The organism is Citrobacter sp. RHB21-C05 (assembly GCF_013889015.1).
GTDB classification, from domain to species: Bacteria; Pseudomonadota; Gammaproteobacteria; order Enterobacterales; family Enterobacteriaceae; genus Citrobacter_A; species Citrobacter_A sedlakii.
This window is the reverse complement of the sequence record NZ_CP057611.1, coordinates 3255357-3272757: the sequence shown is the minus strand read 5'-3', so window position 1 is coordinate 3272757 and position 17401 is coordinate 3255357. Positions and strand designations below refer to the sequence as shown.

General features: G+C 57.8%; 17 protein-coding genes. 6 read left to right on the top strand and 11 right to left on the bottom strand.

Translation table 11 applies throughout. From position 1 onward, the window contains the following. Positions 1–18 precede the first annotated feature (18 nt). Together HVX72_RS15720 and copA are read right to left on the bottom strand one after the other, a co-directional pair. Positions 19–813, bottom strand: a complete 795-nt coding sequence (locus tag HVX72_RS15720; protein ID WP_060569041.1) for a TraB/GumN family protein — start codon at positions 811–813, stop codon at positions 19–21. A gap of 138 nt (positions 814–951) precedes the next feature. Next, positions 952–3453, bottom strand: coding sequence for a copper-exporting P-type ATPase CopA (gene copA / locus HVX72_RS15715; protein WP_181821850.1), 2502 nt, complete (start codon positions 3451–3453; stop codon positions 952–954). Between the two features lie 107 nt (positions 3454–3560). On the opposite strand from copA, the gene cueR reads away from it, so the two are divergent. After that, positions 3561–3968: a Cu(I)-responsive transcriptional regulator gene (gene cueR / locus HVX72_RS15710; RefSeq protein ID WP_042285786.1), complete on the top strand. Its 408-nt coding sequence runs from the start codon at positions 3561–3563 to the stop codon at positions 3966–3968. Positions 3969–3973: 5 nt separating this feature from the next. Here cueR and HVX72_RS15705 read toward each other — a convergent pair whose 3' ends face one another. Together HVX72_RS15705 and HVX72_RS15700 are read right to left on the bottom strand one after the other, a co-directional pair. After that, positions 3974–4435 (bottom strand): NfeD family protein, encoded by a 462-nt coding sequence (locus HVX72_RS15705; RefSeq protein ID WP_042285783.1) that lies wholly within the window; start codon positions 4433–4435, stop codon positions 3974–3976. Continuing rightward, positions 4435–5349 carry an SPFH domain-containing protein gene (locus tag HVX72_RS15700; RefSeq protein ID WP_042285781.1) on the bottom strand — a complete coding sequence of 305 codons (915 nt, stop codon included), beginning with the start codon at positions 5347–5349 and terminating at the stop codon, positions 4435–4437. Before HVX72_RS15700 ends, HVX72_RS15705 begins: the two co-directional genes overlap by 1 nt. Before the next feature lie 147 nt (positions 5350–5496). On the opposite strand from HVX72_RS15700, the gene fetA reads away from it, so the two are divergent. Then, positions 5497–6174 (top strand): iron ABC transporter ATP-binding protein FetA, encoded by a 678-nt coding sequence (gene fetA, locus HVX72_RS15695; RefSeq protein WP_181821849.1) that lies wholly within the window; start codon positions 5497–5499, stop codon positions 6172–6174. Beyond that, a complete protein-coding gene (gene fetB / locus HVX72_RS15690) occupies positions 6161–6937 on the top strand; it encodes an iron export ABC transporter permease subunit FetB (RefSeq protein WP_060569037.1) in 777 nt (258 codons plus the stop codon). The genes fetA and fetB overlap by 14 nt, the downstream gene beginning before the upstream one ends. Before the next feature lie 66 nt (positions 6938–7003). On the opposite strand, the gene HVX72_RS15685 is transcribed toward fetB, so the two are convergent. The 3 genes from HVX72_RS15685 to tesA are packed head-to-tail and all read right to left on the bottom strand — an operon-like array spanning position 7004 to position 9340. Further along, entirely contained in the window at positions 7004–7858 is an 855-nt protein-coding gene (locus tag HVX72_RS15685; RefSeq protein WP_042285772.1) for a co-chaperone YbbN, read from the bottom strand. A gap of 59 nt (positions 7859–7917) precedes the next feature. Then, positions 7918–8727, bottom strand: a complete 810-nt coding sequence (locus HVX72_RS15680; protein ID WP_120714857.1) for an SDR family oxidoreductase — start codon at positions 8725–8727, stop codon at positions 7918–7920. Next, a complete protein-coding gene (tesA, locus tag HVX72_RS15675; RefSeq protein ID WP_042286206.1) occupies positions 8717–9340 on the bottom strand; it encodes a multifunctional acyl-CoA thioesterase I/protease I/lysophospholipase L1 in 624 nt (207 codons plus the stop codon). The genes HVX72_RS15680 and tesA overlap by 11 nt, the downstream gene beginning before the upstream one ends. On the opposite strand from tesA, the gene ybbA reads away from it, so the two are divergent. From ybbA to HVX72_RS15660, 3 genes are all read left to right on the top strand, one after another. After that, on the top strand, positions 9311–9997 hold the full coding sequence (gene ybbA, locus HVX72_RS15670) for a putative ABC transporter ATP-binding protein YbbA (RefSeq protein WP_042285767.1): 687 nt from the start codon (positions 9311–9313) through the stop codon (positions 9995–9997). The genes tesA and ybbA overlap by 30 nt on opposite strands. After that, positions 9994–12408: a putative ABC transporter permease subunit YbbP gene (gene ybbP / locus HVX72_RS15665; protein ID WP_181821848.1), complete on the top strand. Its 2415-nt coding sequence runs from the start codon at positions 9994–9996 to the stop codon at positions 12406–12408. Before ybbA ends, ybbP begins: the two co-directional genes overlap by 4 nt. A 178-nt stretch (positions 12409–12586) precedes the next feature. After that, the gene (locus HVX72_RS15660) at positions 12587–13720 is read left to right on the top strand and encodes a porin (RefSeq protein ID WP_181821847.1); all 1134 of its coding nucleotides are present in this window, start codon (positions 12587–12589) and stop codon (positions 13718–13720) included. A 97-nt stretch (positions 13721–13817) separates the two neighbouring features. Here the strand turns inward: HVX72_RS15660 and mnmH are convergent, their stop codons facing one another. From mnmH to lpxH, 4 genes are all read right to left on the bottom strand, one after another. Continuing rightward, positions 13818–14888 carry a tRNA 2-selenouridine(34) synthase MnmH gene (gene mnmH, locus HVX72_RS15655; RefSeq protein WP_181821846.1) on the bottom strand — a complete coding sequence of 357 codons (1071 nt, stop codon included), beginning with the start codon at positions 14886–14888 and terminating at the stop codon, positions 13818–13820. Between the two features lie 96 nt (positions 14889–14984). Next, positions 14985–16052 (bottom strand): 5-(carboxyamino)imidazole ribonucleotide synthase, encoded by a 1068-nt coding sequence (gene purK, locus HVX72_RS15650; RefSeq protein WP_181821845.1) that lies wholly within the window; start codon positions 16050–16052, stop codon positions 14985–14987. Beyond that, on the bottom strand, positions 16049–16558 hold the full coding sequence (purE, locus tag HVX72_RS15645; RefSeq protein ID WP_181821844.1) for a 5-(carboxyamino)imidazole ribonucleotide mutase: 510 nt from the start codon (positions 16556–16558) through the stop codon (positions 16049–16051). Before purE ends, purK begins: the two co-directional genes overlap by 4 nt. A 118-nt stretch (positions 16559–16676) precedes the next feature. Then, complete coding sequence (gene lpxH / locus HVX72_RS15640; protein WP_181821843.1) at positions 16677–17399, bottom strand: UDP-2,3-diacylglucosamine diphosphatase; 723 nt, start codon at positions 17397–17399, stop codon at positions 16677–16679. Positions 17400–17401 lie beyond the last annotated feature (2 nt).

Here is a 17401-nt window from a genome sequence, read left to right as displayed (position 1 = left end):
GCGATATTGGCCATTTTTTTAGCGCATCAGCGCCGGTAAATTTCCTTCCCCATACAGATGAAGCGCGCCGACGGCAACCACATAGCGTCCCGCGGGCAGCGCCGCCAGGCGATCCCGCCAGGCGAGGTTGCGCTGGTGCATCAGTACGTCGTACAACGATTCGCTAAAGGTGTTCGGCAGCGTCAACGCGTTATCCTGCGGCGGCGTTTTCAGCCACCAGCTCATCATCTGCTGAAGCAGCCGGGCATTGGTATGCCAGTGCGTCAGCGTATCGTCCAGCAACGCCAGGCCGTTGTCCGGCAGTTCGCTCAGTAACGTAATCTGGCTGGCCGCGCCTTCCAGTTCAATGACCGGAATCTGCGCGTTTTTGGCCGCCTGCAATAGCTGGTAGTCGATTCCGTACTCAGGCCGTAATCCTAACTGTTGCGCCTGGGTGGCCTGCAGCACCATCGCAATCTGCCACAGCGGCTGCGTGGAAAACAGGGAAGGGGAGATCCCCAGCTCGTCGGTCGCTCTGTGCAGATTGCGCAACTGGTCTTCGCTGATGCGATCTTCCAGCGCGGCAAACGCCGGTAAGTCGGCAAACGGACTGTCGCTACCGGAGACATCGGCTTCAACGATCAGCGCATCGGCGTTTCTGAGCTTTTTGAGTAGCCTGGCGGGCAGCGGCGACATGTCGCGGCTGCCCATATGAATACTGCCAATCAGGTGAAAGTGGCGATGGCCGGGCAACGAAACGTCGATGGCGGGCCAGCTATACGGATGGCCGCGCAGCGCAGCGAAAACCCTTTTTACCCGGTACAACAGATCCATGCGACCTCCCTAAGTAGAGACTCATGCTAGCGCGTGGCCTGAGAAGGTGCAAACCGTGAATTGTCGGATGACGATGCGCGCGCGGCTTATCCGGCCTACAAACGGCTGTGTAGACCGGATAAGCGTCAGCGATCCGCGTTACTCTTTTGGTTTAAAACGCAGCAGACGGTTCGCGTTACTCACCACGGTAATGGATGACAGCGCCATTGCCGCCCCGGCAACCACCGGATTCAGCAGAGTACCGGTGAAGGGCCAGAGGATCCCGGCGGCGACCGGAATACCGATGCTGTTATAAATAAACGCGCCGAGCAGGTTCTGCTTCATATTTCGCAGCGTGGCGCGGGAGATCGACAGCGCGTCGGCGACGCCCATCAGGCTATGGCGCATCAGGGTGATGGCGGCGGTTTCAATCGCCACGTCGCTGCCGCCGCCCATCGCGATACCGACTTCCGCCTGCGCCAGCGCCGGGGCGTCGTTAATGCCGTCGCCCACCATCGCCACCTGACGTCCCTGACTCTGCAGACGCTTAATGGCATCGGCTTTACCGTCCGGCAATACCCCTGCGATCACCTCGTCGATCCCGGCTTCTTTCGCGATCGCGTTAGCGGTCGTCGGGTTGTCCCCGGTCAACATCACCAGACGATACCCGGCGCGATGAAGTCGCTGAAGCGCCGCGACGCTGTCGCTGCGCAGCGGATCGCGCACAGCCAGTAACGCTGCCGCTTTACCGTCAATCGCCAGCAGAACCGGCGTGGCGCCTTGTGACGCCTGAGCGGCAATCTCGGTCTCCATCAGCGTCGTGGCGACCTGCTGCTCATTTAACAGCGCCTGGTTGCCCAGCAGCAGGGTATGGCCTTCGGCTTCACCGCTCACGCCCAGCCCGCGCAACGTACGGAAACGGTTAACCTGCGGCAGCGTTGCCTCGCCCGCTTTGTCGAGGATCGCCCGGGCCAGCGGATGGCTGGAGCCTTGTTCCAGCGCCGCCGCCAGACGCAGCGCCATGGCGTCATCAACGCCGTTAAAGGTTGCGATCGCCACAACCTGCGGCTTGCCTTCGGTCAGCGTCCCGGTTTTGTCAAAGACCACCGTATCCAGGGTGCTGGCGCGCTGTAGCGCATCGGCATCGCGAACCAGAACGCCAAATTCGGCGGCGCGCCCAACGCCGGAAATGATCGACATCGGCGTTGCCAGCCCCAGCGCACATGGACAGGCGATGATCAGCACCGTTGTCGCGATGACCAGGGTATAGACAATTTGCGGCGCGGGGCCAAAGAAGTACCATATCCCGGCGCTTACCAATGCAATAACCACTACCACCGGGACGAACACCGCGGAGATTTTATCGGCCATCTGACCGATTTCCGGTTTGCTGCTCTGGGCCTGGCGCACCATGCGAATGATGCGTGACAGTGTGGTGTGGCTCCCCGTGCGGCTTGCGCGAAACAGCACGCTGCCGTCCTGCACGACGGTACCGGCATGAACGCTATCGCCTTCGCCTTTTTGCTGCGGGACAGGTTCCCCGGTGAGCATCGCTTCATCCAGCCACGCTTCACCCTGGGTGATTTCACCGTCAACCGGTACGCGGTCCCCGGTGGTGAGCCGCAGTAGCATGCCTGGCTGGACATCGGCCAGCGGGACGCTTTTTTCGCCTTCGTCGGTGACGATCCGGGCGGTTGGCGGTGTGAGGTCGAGCAGTTTTTCCAGCGCTTTTGACGAGCGCTGGCGGGCGCGGGCTTCCAGCATATGTCCGAGGTTAATCAGACCGATGATCATCGCGCTGGCTTCATAATAGAGATGCCGCGCTTCCATTGGGAACCACTGCGGCCACAGGTTGACGCTCATCGAATAGAGCCACGCCACGCCGGTGCCGAGGGCGACCAGCGTATCCATCGTGGCGGTGCCGTTCAGCAGGCTTTTCCACGCGCTGCGGTAGAAATGGCCGCCTGCGAAAACCATAACGGCCAGCGTCGCCAGGCCAATCGCCAGCCACAGGCTGCGGTTGTCGTCGGTGACCATCATATTGTCGCCGATCATGCCCCAGACCATCACTGGCACACCGAGCAGCAGGGCGACAATCGCCTGCCAGCGAAAGCGTTTCATGGTGGCGATGGCGGTTTCCTGCTGGCGTTCGCGGCGTTTGGCGTCATCTTCAATCGCCTCGGCGCCGTAGCCCGCTTTTTCCACCGCCTGCACTAATTCTGCGGCGGACGCGCTGCCCATGACCAGCGCAGTGCGTTCCGCAAGGTTTACCCGTGCCTGCGTGACGCCCGGTACGCTTTGCAGCGCGTTCTGAACCCGGGAGACACAGCTGGCGCAGCTCATGCCGCTTAACAGCAGCTGTTGGCTATCGTCTTCAGCCGTGGCTGCCGGAAGCTCATCAGGGACCGCTGCCAGTGCTTCCGACGGGATTGATGACTCCGCCAGCGGTTTAGCCTTTGGGTGGCTTAACTCCGCGCCGTAACCGGCTTGCTTGATGGTTTCGATAAGCGCGTCGGCGCTGGCGGTGCCGGTGACGTGCGCTTCCGTAATGCTTACTTCCGCCTGGTCAACATCAGGGCGCTGCTCAAGGCTCTCTTTCACGCGTTTCACGCAATGACCGCAGGACAGGCCGTCCAGGGTCAGGTCGATGGTTTGTGGCATCACAACTCTCCTCTGTTACAGGGCAAAGGTATTGCCCCTTGCACTTCGATGGGCTAACTGTTATTTAGGGTAAACCTTCCATCAAGGGGAAGGTCAAGGGGGAAGTCATGAATATATCCGATGTCGCGAAAAAAACCGGTTTAACCAGCAAAGCCATCCGCTTTTATGAAGAAAAGGGGCTGGTGACGCCGCCGTTACGCAGTGAAAATGGCTACCGGACCTACAGCCAACAGCATCTGAACGAACTGACGCTGCTGCGCCAGGCGCGTCAGGTTGGGTTTAACCTTGAAGAATGTGGCGAACTGGTCAACCTGTTCAACGATCCGGCCCGCCACAGCGCGGATGTGAAAAAGCGCACGCTGGAAAAAGTGGCGGAAATTGAGAGGCACATCAGCGAGTTACAGTCGATGCGCGAGCAACTGCTGACGCTGGCGGACGCCTGTCCCGGCGATGACAGCGCCGACTGTCCGATTATCGATAATCTTTCCGGCTGCTGCCATCACAAGGGAAGGTGAGTTAATTACGAACGTGTTATTGCTCTGACATGCAGGGTAATCCCTTCAACGGCAATCACTTCAACTAACGTACCGCCAGCCAGATCTTCCGTGGCGCTGACCGGCCAGGAGCTGTCGCCGACCCGCACATGCCCGCGGCCATTGACCAGCCCGGACTCTAGCATAAACCGGCGACCCACCAGTTGCTGCCCGCGCTGGTTTAACTGGCGGTCGGCGGGTTTCTGCTCCCGTACACGCTTCGCCAGCCATTTCCACCATAGCCAGGCGGCGAGGAGGGTTAAGACCGCGAACATCACACCCTGCCACTCCCAACCAACCGGCAGTAGCCATACCGTGAGACCGGTAATCACTGCCGCCACGCCGCTCCACAGCAGGTAGCCGTTACCGCCGAGCATTTCGGCGGCAAGCAGCAGGCCGCCGAGGCTGAGCCAGAAAATATGCGGATGCGCCGCTATCATCTCGATCATTATTTTTTCCGCTCGCTGGCGCTGTCTTTAACCAGTTCAGTGATGCCGGCAATGGAGCCCATCAGACTGCTGGCATCCAGGGGCATCATCACCACTTTACTGTTACTGGACGAGCCTATTTGTTGTAGCGCTTCGGTATATTTCTGCGCCACGAAGTAGTTAACCGCCTGAATATCCCCGGCGGCAATCGCTTCGGACACCATTTTGGTCGCCCGCGCTTCCGCTTCAGCGGAACGTTCACGCGCTTCCGCCTGCAGGAAGGCCGACTGGCGTTCGCCTTCCGCTTTCAGGATCTGCGACTGTTTCTCCCCCTCGGCCTTGAGGATCTCCGCCTGGCGTACCCCTTCGGCTTCCAGAATATAGGCGCGCTTGGTTCGCTCCGCTTTCATCTGCGCGTTCATAGAGGAAATTAACTCCGCCGGAGGGCGCACGTCGCGGATTTCAATACGTGTGACTTTGATGCCCCACGGGTTGGTCGCCTCATCGACAATATGCAGCAGTCGCGAGTTGATGCTGTCGCGCTGGGAAAGCATTTCGTCGAGCTCCATCGAACCCAGAACGGTACGGATGTTGGTCATCGTAAGGTTGATGATCGCCAGTTCGAGGTTACTGACCTCATAGGCCGCCCGTGGAGCATCGATGACCTGGATAAAACACACGGCGTCGATGGTGACATTGGCGTTGTCTTTGGAAATCACTTCCTGGGAAGGAATGTCCAGCACCTGTTCCATCATATTGATCTTGCGGCCAATGCGGTCCATAAACGGCACAACGAGGCTCAGGCCGGGCTGGAGCGTTTTGGTGTAACGGCCAAAACGTTCCACTGTCCACTGATACCCCTGCGGTACGATTTTCACGCCCGCGCCAACGACCACCAGGGCGACAAAGATGAGAATAGGGATAAAAATAAGCATTAAAAAAACCTCCTGTTGCACTGTCCTTGAAATGATATATCGCTACCAGCGTAAACAAATTATATCCGATTAATCAAAGGGAGTTCCCCTCTTATTCCATACAGAGATACACTCATTGCCGATAAAAAATGGAAAGATGGACGCACAATGAAAGAAAATGGCATTCTGCTTCAGCTCAAAAACGTGGGATACCAGGCAGGGGAGACAACCATTCTGCGTGGTATTCGCTTTACCCTCCTCCCCGGCGAATTTAAACTGATTACCGGACCTTCCGGCTGCGGTAAAAGCACCTTGCTGAAAATTATCGCGTCGTTACTTAGCCCCAGCGAAGGGGAAATTCTTTTTGCGGGTCAAGACATCGCCACGCTCAGCCCGGAAACGTATCGCCAGCAGGTTTCTTACTGTACGCAAACGCCCACGCTATTTGGCAACACCGTGTATGATAATTTGATCTTCCCCTGGGAAATCCGCAATAAGCGCCCGGAGCGACAGCAGCTTGTCGACGATCTGGCGCGATTTGACCTTTCGGAAACGCTACTGGAGAAAAACATCAGCGCGCTTTCCGGCGGCGAAAAGCAGCGTATCTCGCTAATCCGCAATCTACAGTTTTTACCGCAGGTGCTGCTGCTTGATGAAATCACCAGCGCGCTGGATGAAAAAAATAAGCGCAACGTCAACGAAATGATCCATCGCTACGCTCGTGATAAGCAAATTGGGGTGCTGTGGGTTACTCACGATAAAGATGAGATCGATCATGCGGATACGATTATTACCCTGACGCCGCATGCCGGTGAAATGCAGGAGACGCGTAATGAACGAGCATAATATTACCAATTCGTCTCTGGCCCTGGCGATGATGCTGGTGGTGGTGGCGATGCTGATCAGCCACAAAGAGAAACTGGCGCTGGAAAAGGACATTCTCTGGAGCGTCGGGCGCGCTGTCGTTCAGCTTATTATCGTGGGCTATGTCCTGAAATATATCTTCGGCGTCAATCACGCCGTTCTGACGTTAGTGATGGTGCTATTTATCTGTTTTAACGCGGCGTATAACGCGCAGAAGCGCAGCAAATATATTGATAAAGCGTTTGTGTCCTCATTTATTGCCATTACCGTGGGCGCAGGCTTAACACTAGCGGTGCTGGTGCTGTCAGGGTCGATTGAATTTATTCCCATGCAGGTGATTCCGATCTCCGGGATGATTGCCGGGAACGCGATGGTCGCCGTTGGCTTGTGCTATAACAATCTCGGACAGCGATTTAGCAGTGAGCGGCAGCAGATTCAGGAAAAACTGAGCCTGGGCGCGACGCCAAAAATGGCATCAGCCGGATTGATTCGCGACAGCATTCGCGCTTCGCTAATCCCAACGATTGACTCGGCGAAAACGGTTGGGCTGGTGAGTTTGCCAGGTATGATGTCGGGGTTGATCTTTGCCGGGATCGATCCGGTAAAAGCGATAAAATACCAGATTATGGTGACCTTTATGCTGCTTTCGACGGCGAGCCTGTCAACCATTATCGCCTGTTATTTAACCTATCGGAAATTCTACAATTCGCGTCACCAACTGGTGGTGACGCATTTAAAGTCGTGAGCGGGGAAGGGCATCTCTGACCCGCAGGCCCGGTAAACGTAGCGCCACCGGGCACTGCAGGCGGAATTAATATAACAGCGCGTACAGCTGGCGACGGTACTTCGACGCCAGCGCATCACCCGTGCCAAGCGCGGCCAGAATTTCCTGGAACATTTTACGCACCTGTCCGTCCGCCGCGGCGAGATCGTGACGCAGATGGCTGAACAGCAGTTCCAGCGCTTCTTCGTTACGTCCCACCTGATGCAGTTGCAGCGCCAGTTGCGCCGCCAGTCCGGCATCCTGCGGGTTATCGGCAACCTGTTGCTGGAGCTGTTGAATCTCTGGCGTGTCGGCGGCCTGTTTCAGCAAATCAATCTGCGCCACCAGTCCCTGATAGCGGGTGTCCTGGTCCTGCAGAGGAATCGTTTTGAGCACCGCTTCGGCCTCTTCAGTGCGGTTCAGGGCAATCTGGGTTTCCGCAAGCAGCAGACCAATTTCACCGTTCTGGTTAGACAACTGCCAGGCGTCTTTCAGCAGGGGCAGCGCGTCGATATAGTTGCCCTCCTGCATCAGTTGCATTGCCTGCTGGGCTTTCAACTCTTCTTCACGCGGCAGCACTTTATCGAGCAAGGCGCGAATCGCTTCTTCCGGCTGCGGCCCCTGGAAACCGTCAACCGGCTGACCGTTCTGGAACAGGTAAACGGTAGGGATCGCGCGCAGGCCAAACTGGGAGGCGATCATCTGCTCGGCGTCACAGTCGAGCTTCGCCAGGATAAACTGGCCGTTATACTGCGCGGCCAGGCTTTCCAGCACTGGCGTCAGTTGCAGACAGTGCTGGCTACGCTCGGACCAGAAATAGAACAGTACCGGTGTGGTCATCGACTGTTCTAAAGTCTGCTGCAGGTTCGATTCGTTAATGTTGACAATATTCTGTACGGACATGGAGTTGCTCTCTTTTGTCGATTTCTTTTTTACATGGGGGCTGACGCGCGCGCTTCAACTCACCCACGCAAAATTTTGTCCATCAGGCGTCCCGGCAGCAGACGTTTCAGCAGCATGACGGCCCAGGTGACCAGCGTGACCGGATAGCGAAGTTTAGGTTTGTCGCTGACAAACGCGTGGCGCACTTTATTGACCACCGCTTCAGGATCCAGGGTAAAACGGGCGGCAATGCCGGGATTTTCCACCGGTTTGTCGCTTTGCGTTTGGTTAACGTTCTCGGTAAAACGGGTACGAATGGGGCCGGGCTCGATCACGCTGACGTGAATTCCGCTGTGGCGCAACTCCATACGTAGCGCGTCCGACCACGCTTCCAGCGCGTATTTACTGGCGGCGTAAGCGCCGCGTCCCGGCGTGGAGATCAGCCCCATCACCGACGAGGTCATGACGATACGCCCTTCGCCGTGGGGCAGCATTGCCGGTAATAAGCGCATTGTGAGCTGGTGAGCGCCAAAAAAGTTGGCGGAAAATTGCTGCTCCATCTGCTCACGACTGATGGTGCTCAGGGGACCGTAAACGCCGTACCCGGCATTATTAAAGATCCCAAACAAACAGTTATCGGTCAGGGCGATAACTTCATCGGCGGCGCGATCCACACTCTCAGGAGAGTCGAGATCGATCTGTACGCCGGTGAAGCCCATGCTATTCATGCGGGCGACATCTTCAGGTTTACGGCAGCCTGCGAGAATTTGAAAGCCCTGGCGCTTAAGTTCAAACGCGCTTTCCAGGCCAATTCCGCTGGAACATCCTGTTATTAAGACCGATTTTTGCATAACTTTACCTGTCAGGATCTCCGTTGTGTTATGACTCATGATTTACTAAAGGACTCAGCTGTTTCGCCATCCAGTCAGCGATAAACGGCTGAGCTTCGGGGTTAGGATGAATACCATCATCCTGCATCCATTGGGGTTTCAGATAGACCTCTTCCATAAAAAAGGGTAACAGAGGAATATCGAACTCACTGGCAAGCTTAGGATAAACAGCGCTGAAGGTTTCATTATAACGGCGACCATAGTTTGCGGGCAGGCGAATTTGCATCAGCAGCGGTTCGGCGTTAGCGGCTTTCACCTTTTGCAAAATGGTGCGCAGCGTCTGTTCGGTTTGCGCCGGGGCGAAACCGCGCAGGCCGTCGTTACCGCCAAGCTCAACCAGTACCCAGCGCGGTTGATGTTGTTTTAGCAAGGCAGGCAGCCGCGCCAGCGCTTGCCCGGAGGTGTCGCCGCTGATGCTTGCATTGACAACCGTGGTTTTTGCTTGCCATTTGTCATTCAACAGCGCAGGCCAGGCTGCGCTGGCAGACATACGATAGCCGGCGCTCAGGCTGTCGCCGAGGATTAATAACGTGTCAGCCGCCACGGCCCGACAGGTAAACAGGATCAAAAACAGGAAGGGCAAATGCCAGCGGAAAACATTGTTGAAGTTCATCGTCTTAAGAAGTCCGTCGGTCAGGGGGAGCATGAGCTTTCCATCCTTACCGGAGTTGAACTGGTTGTCAAACGCGCCGAGACCATCGCCCTGATTGGCGAGTCGGGTTCGGGTAAGTCAACGCTGCTGGCGATCCTCGCCGGACTGGATGACGGCAGCGGCGGCGAGGTCAGTCTGGTGGGTAAACCGCTGCACCAGATGGACGAGGAAGCGCGGGCGCAACTGCGCGCCAGGCACGTCGGCTTTGTTTTCCAGTCGTTTATGTTGATCCCGACGCTAAACGCGCTGGAGAACGTCGAGCTGCCAGCGCTGCTGCGTGGGGAAACCAGCAGCAAAAGCCGGGAAGGCGCGAAAGCGTTGCTGGAACAACTGGGGCTGGGTAAGCGTCTGGATCATCTTCCGGCCCAGCTTTCCGGCGGCGAACAGCAGCGCGTGGCGCTGGCGCGCGCGTTTAACGGACGACCGGAGGTGCTGTTTGCGGATGAACCAACCGGCAACCTGGATCGACAGACTGGCGACAAAATTGCCGATCTGCTGTTTTCGCTGAACCGTGAACACGGGACGACGTTGATCCTGGTGACCCACGATCCCCAACTGGCGGCGCGCTGCGACAGGCGTCTGCGACTGGTCAACGGACAGTTGCAGGAGGAGGCATGATCGCACGCTGGTTCTGGCGCGAATGGCGCTCGCCGTCGTTACTGATTGTCTGGATGGCGCTGAGCCTGGCGGTGGCCTGTGTGCTGGCGCTGGGCAGCATCAGCGACCGAATGGAGAAAGGGTTAAGCCAGCAAAGCCGTGAGTTTATGGCCGGCGACCGGACGCTGCGTAGTTCGCGCGTGGTCCCGCAGGCGTGGATCGACGAAGCGCGTCAGCGCGGGCTAAAAGTCGGGGAACAACTGACCTTCGCCACCATGACGTTTGCCGGAGACACGCCGCAACTGGCTAACGTTAAGGCGGTTGATGACCTTTATCCGATGTACGGCAAGCTGGAGACCCGCCCGTCTGGGCTGAAGCCCCAGCCCGGGTCGGTGCTGCTCGCGTCGCGCCTGATGGCGCTGCTGAATCTGAAAATCGACGATACCCTTGACGTGGGCGACGCCACGTTGCGTATTGCCGGTGAAGTGGTGCAGGAGCCGGACTCGGGCTTTAACCCATTCCAGATGGCGCCGCGGCTGATGATGAACATTGCTGATGTGGAAAAAACCGGTGCGGTACAGCCCGGCAGCCGCGTTACCTGGCGCTACAAGTTTGGCGGTACTGCGCAGCAATTGGACGACTACGAAAAATGGCTGCTGCCGCAGCTCAAACCAGAGCATCGTTGGTATGGTCTTGAGCAGGATGAAGGCGCGCTCGGTAAATCCCTTGAGCGATCGCAGCAATTTTTACTGCTTTCAGCGCTGTTAACCCTGCTGTTGGCCGTCGCCGCCGTGGCGGTGGCAATGAGCCATTACTGCCGCAGCCGCTATGATCTAGTGGCAATCCTGAAAACCCTCGGCGCGGGCAGGGCGCAATTGCGCAAGCTGATCGTCGGGCAGTGGCTGATGGTGCTGGCGCTTTCTGCCGTCACCGGAGGCGCGATAGGGTTACTGTTTGAAAAGATCTTAATGGTGCTGCTCAAGCCGGTATTGCCTGCCGCACTGCCGCCTGCCAGCCTCTGGCCGTGGCTGTGGGCGCTGGGCACCATGGTGGTGATTTCGCTGCTGGTGGGCCTGCGTCCGTATCGTCTGCTGCTGGCGACTCAGCCGCTGCGCGTACTGCGTCGCGACGCGGTGGCGAATGTCTGGCCGCTGAAGTTTTATCTGCCGGTCGTCACCGCTGTCGTTGTGCTGTTGCTCGCCGGATTAATGGGCGGCAGTCCCCTGCTGTGGGCGGTGCTGGCGGGCGCGGTGGTACTGGCGCTGCTGTGCGGCGTGCTGGGGTGGATGCTGCTGAATGTTCTGCGCGGCCTGACGCTCTCGTCGTTGCCGCTGCGTCTGGCCGTTAGCCGCCTGCTGCGTCAGCCGTGGTCCACCCTGAGCCAGCTTTCCGCATTCTCGCTGTCGTTTATGCTGCTGGCGCTACTGCTGGTGCTGCGCGGCGATCTGCTGGATCGCTGGCAGCAGCAACTGCCGCCGGAAAGCCCCAACTATTTTCTGATCAACATCGCTTCTGAACAGGTGCCGCAGGTGAAGGCCTTTCTCTCGGAGCATCAGGTGATCCCGGAAGCGTTTTATCCTATTGTCCGGGCGCGCCTGACGGCCATTAACGATAAATCGACTGAAGGTAATCCGGATGAAGCGCTAAACCGCGAGCTGAATCTGACATGGCAGGATAGCCGACCCAGCCATAATCCGATTGTCGCCGGCGTCTGGCCGCCGAAAAAGGGCGAAGTGTCGATAGAAGAGGGGCTGGCGAAGCGGTTGAACGTGTCACTGGGCGATAGCGTGACCTTTATGGGCGATACCCAACAGTTCAGCGCAAAGGTCACCAGTCTGCGTAAGGTGGACTGGGAAAGTTTGCGGCCAAACTTCTTCTTTATCTTCCCGTCCGGCGCGCTTGACGGACAGCCGCAAAGCTGGCTGACCAGCTTTCGTTGGGAAAACGGCAACGAAATGCTGACCCAGCTTAACCGCGAATTTCCGACGGTTAGCCTGCTGGATATCGGCGCTATTCTCCGGCAGGTCGGCCAGGTGCTGGAGCAGGTGAGCCGGGCGCTGGAAGTCATGGTGGTGCTGGTTACCGCCTGCGGTATCCTGCTGTTGCTGGCGCAGGTGCAGGTTGGCATGCGGCAACGTCATCAGGAACTGGTCGTCTGGCGCACGCTGGGGGCGGGCAAGAAACTGCTGCGCACCACCTTATGGTGTGAATTTGCCATGCTGGGATTGGTGTCCGGGCTGGTGGCCTCCATTGGCGCAGAAACAGCGCTGGCCATGTTGCAAACCCGGGTCTTTGATTTCCCCTGGCAGCCGGACTGGCGATTGTGGGCGGTTTTACCCCTTAGCGGCGCGTTCCTGCTTTCCGTCTGCGGCGGCTGGTTGGGGATCCGGTTACTGAAGGGGAAGGCGCTGTTCCGCCAGTTTAGCAATTAAGCAGTATGAGACTGACGCGCCGGTGAAGATACCGGCGCGCTCTTTTTTAAAAGCATAAATGGATAAGCCCGCGCCGTTTAACGGCACAAATCATTAAAAACCCGCCAACACGCCTGTAGTAATTCCGGTTAACATTCCATTGCTGAATAATTAGCAGGAAATCTATCAAGGAAAAATAATGACTATAAAAACAACAGCGCTGGCGGCATCGATCGGCGCGGCAGTGGCATTAATGTCTTTCGCTTCTCAGGCGGAAATCACTGTTCTGAAACAAGATCCCCAGGCGGGCAACCCGCTGAGCCGTCTAAACTTCACCGTGGGTGGGAGTATTCGTCCCCAGTTCCAGAATATGACGGGCGATGACGGCGCCAACGGTTATAAACGTAATGGTTTTGACGGCGGCACCCGTTTCCGTTTCGCGGCAGATTACTATCTGTTTGACGACATTAGCTGGATCAGCTTCTACGAGCTGGGCGTGAATATTCCGGCGCAGTTTAACTGGGATAACCACTACGCCGAAGGCGCGCACGACACCACCCGCCGTATGCTGTATACCGGTCTGAAAAGCGATACCTGGGGTACGCTGACTTTCGGTCAACAGAACAGCATTTACTACGATGTGGTGGGCGCGAAAACCGATATCTGGGACTATGACATGATAGGCCAGGCTCCGGGTAACGGGATCAACGGCGACTACGACGGTTCCTACCGTTCACGCAAAATGCTGAAATACAAGAAAACCGTAGGCGATGTTGATCTCTACGCGTCTTATCTGTTCAGCGATGACTACAACGCAAACAACGGCCTGAACTACAAGCGTAAAGGCGGCGGCTCGCTGGGTGCGGATTATCATATTACTGACGATCTAAGCTGGGGTACGGCGTGGAACTACACCCGTGCAGAAATGCGCGGCAACGGCAACAAGACGTACGATCAGAACATTGTGGGTACAGCATTGAGCTGGACGCCGGAAAACTGGACCTTCTCAATGGGCGGCGGCTGGTACCAGAACTTCATGACCACGAAAAAAGTATCGGTGAGCGACTACTTTGCTGGTGATGCCTGGGGTCTGGAATACTTCGCGGGCTACACTTTCCCGATCAACCAGTACGCGGTGAAATCCATTCAGCCGTACTTTATGGGCGACCGTATTGAATACGTGAATGGCCGGGATTATCTGCGCACCGATAACGGCGTGGGGATCAGCTTCCAACTGGACTATGGTTTCCGTGTTGATTACGAGCATGTCTTCACCTCCAGCACCGATGACCTGGGCGATATGAACCTCGTGCGTCTGCGTTACGACTTCTGAGTCGGCGACAGTGCCGGAGAGCGACGCGTGGCGTCTTATCCGGCCTGTGTCGCCGCACTGTGCGCGCCGGGTAAGGCGAAAACGCCGCCCGGCTCTTTTAATGGCGCAGCCAGTCCGCCACCTCTTCAAACGTCCCGCGAAAGACAATCTTGTCGGCTTTTTTCTCCAGTTGATAGCGGTACATCGGGTCGTAATATTCTTCCAGCAGCGGCACCAGCCAGTTGAAATGGGCGTCGGTGCTACCGGTACGACGCTGTTCCGTCAGCGCGGTGTCAAGCTTTGCGGTCAGTTCGGCAAAGCGTTGCAAACCCAGACGGCGGCGAATAGCGAAAAGCCCGTGATGCAGATACTCGCCATATTCCTGCCAGCCCTGTTCGTCCCCGTATGCGTGGGTGAAATCATGGTGCATACGGATAAAATACTCGTCGCGCAACCGTTCAAGACGGCGTTCGAACGGATCGTCCACCACGGCGATGCTCGCCTGAGTCATCCGGAGGCGCAGACATTCCGGCAGATGGTTTGAGCCGATCATCCGGCCTTCATCTTCCAGCACCCAGCGTGACGCCTGTTTTTGCAGTAACGTCACCGCCAGCAGGTTTTCAAAACTCGCCTGGCTGAGCTGCGGTTCCAGCGTGCGGCCAAACGAGGAGCCTCGATGATGGGCGAGCCCTTCAAGATCGACCCCATCAGGCCGCTGCTGGACCAGCTGCGTTTTGCCATTGCCTGTGCAGCCGCCGACAAGCACCATTGGTTTCTGGACCTGTTCTTCCGTAATGTGTATCGCCGCCTGGCGCAGCGCTTTGTAGCCGCCTTTGATCAGCGGGTACTCGACGCCCGCCTCGCGCAGCCACTGTTGAGTAATATGCGAACGCTGGCCGCCGCGCGCGCAGCAGAGATAGCCGTGCGGGTATTTTTCGCAGGCCGCGCGCCAGGCGTCAATTCGCTGCTGGCGTTTCTCGCCGCAGACCCGTTGATGACCCAGCGCCAGCGCAGCGTCCGGCCCCTGGCGTTTGTAACAGGTGCCGACGGCGGCGCGCTCGTCATCATCCATCAAGGGCAAATTGATCGCGCCGGGCATTGCGCCTTGCTGAAATTCAACCGGCGCGCGGACATCGATTAAGGGCGTATCAGCGGCGAGGATCGCCCGATAGTCCGTTCCATCGTTCATGTGAAATCCTGAAAAGACAAAAACAGCAATGGGGGGATTTTACGCGCGTAGAGGGGAAACGGGGAAGGAAACTTCCTTCCCCTGGCACTAAATGTGTTAGTTGAGCTGGCTTTGCGCCCAGACGATACCGCTGGCGTATTCCGACGGAAGCAGCGGCGCGAGGGCTTCAAGCGTTGCGCTCAGGCGCGCGGTGTCGCTGTCGGTCAGGTTCAGGTGGCCAACTTTACGCCCCGGACGCACCTCTTTGTCATACCAGTGCAGGTGCACGAGCGGCAGCTTTAGCCAGTCAGCATTCAGCTCGCTGCCAATCAGATTCACCATCACCGACGGGCTGTTTACCACCGGCGCTGGCATCGGCAGGCCGGTAATAGCCCGCAAATGCAACTCGAACTGGCTGATGCTGGCGCCGTTTTGCGTCCAGTGACCGCTGTTATGCACGCGCGGCGCCAGTTCGTTAATCAACAGGCCGTCCGGCGTGACAAAACACTCCATCGCCATTACGCCGACGTAGTTCAGCTCCTGCATAATGGCGGAGAGCATCGCTTCGGCCTGTGCCTGCTGTTTCGCATTGGCCTGGGGAAAAGCGACGCTGGTACGCAGAATTCCGTCCTGATGCAGGTTGCGCGTTAACGGGTAAAACACCGTACTGCCGTCGAAGGCGCGAGCGCCAACCAGCGACACTTCAGCGGAAAAGTTGATGCCCTGTTCAACGATGCATTCGCCGTAGCAGTCGGCCGGAAGCTGGTCGGTTTCCGTCGCGCGCAGTCGCCACTGGCCGCGGCCGTCGTAGCCGCCGACGCGACGTTTCACGATCGCCAGTTCACCCAGCCGTTCAAACACCGCGGGCCATTCCTTTTTATCGGCCAGCAATTGCCACGGCGCGGTCGCCAGGTTGAGCGTGTCAAAAAGCTGCTTTTGCGTCAGGCGGTCGGCAATAATCGGGAAGACGTCGCGGTTGACGAACGCGGGATGACGCGCCAGTTCACGGGTCAGCGCCGTTTCCGGCCAGCGCTCAATTTCTGCGGTGATAACGCTTTGTTGAAAAGGGACGGCGGCAGGTTCCGCGTCCAGCCCAACCGGCCAGACGGCGATACCCAGCGGTTCACCGGCCTGACGCAGCATTCGACCTAACTGACCGTTGCCCAGTACGCAGACCTGTTTCATGCCGTACCTCGCGGGTCCGGATTCTCAAGGACGTCGTCCGTCTGCGCCTTGCGCCAGTCGTGCAAACGCTGACGTAACGCGTCGTCGTGCGTTGCCAGAATTTGGGCGGCCAACAGCGCTGCGTTTGCCGCGCCGGCTTTACCTATCGCCAGCGTGCCCACCGGAATGCCGCGCGGCATTTGCACGATGGAGTAGAGGCTGTCGACGCCGCTCAGCGCTGCGCTTTGTACCGGAACGCCCAGCACCGGCACCAGCGTTTTCGCCGCAATCATGCCCGGCAGATGCGCCGCGCCGCCGGCGCCGGCGATAATCACCTGATAGCCGTGTTCTTCCGCACTTTCGGCGAAGCTGAACAGTTTATCGGGGGTGCGGTGCGCAGAGACAACCTCAACGTGGTGTGTGACGTTCAGAATATCGAAGATTTCGGCGGCGAACAGCATGGTAGCCCAGTCGCTTTTGGACCCCATCACGATGGCGACTCGCGCCGGGTTATTGCGGGAAGACATGCGTCTGAAAACTCCTGTGGTGCGGGACACGCTGCTTTTGAGGCCACAGAGAATAGCATGTAAATACGCCAAGGAAAACGGTTGCGTCACTTATGAGACTGGCAATTCGCGGGGAGATTTAAAACGGGAAAGAGATCAGTTTAACGTCTGTCGGCGTCACTTTTACCATCGACCCTTCCCTGTGCCAGGCGCCCAACACCACGCGGAACGCGGGTTGGCCGTTAGCGGTAAGGGTATGCACGTCCGGGCGGTGGGTGTGCCCGTGGATCAGCCACTGCACCTGATGTTTTTCCATCCCGGCCACAACGGCATCTTGATTAACGTCCATGATGGCCAGCGATTTGCTGCTGTTGGCGGCTTTGCTGCCCGCGCGCATTTTCGCGGCTACCCGTTTGCGAATAAACAACGGCAGGGCGAGAAACAGCGTTTGCAGCCAGCGCTGATGAACTTTGGCGCGAAACGCCTGATAACCGTGGTCGTCAGTACACAGCGTATCGCCATGCATAATCAGTATCCGGCGGCCATACAGCGTGAGCACCTTTTCCTGCGGCAAAAGGATCATTCCGCTTTCACGCGCGAAGCGTTTCCCAAGCAGAAAGTCCCGGTTGCCGTGAATAAAGAAGCAAGGAACGCCCGCGTCAACCACCGCCTTGATTGCCGCCGCGATTTGCCGGTGCAGAGGCAGAGGGTCGTCGTCGCCGATCCAGGCTTCAAACAGATCGCCGAGGATATACAGCGCGTCGGCCTGACGGGCCTCTCCGGCTAAAAAACGCAGAAAACCGGCGGTGATCGCCGGTTCTTCCGTGCAGAGATGAAGATCTGCAATAAACAGTGTCGCCACGA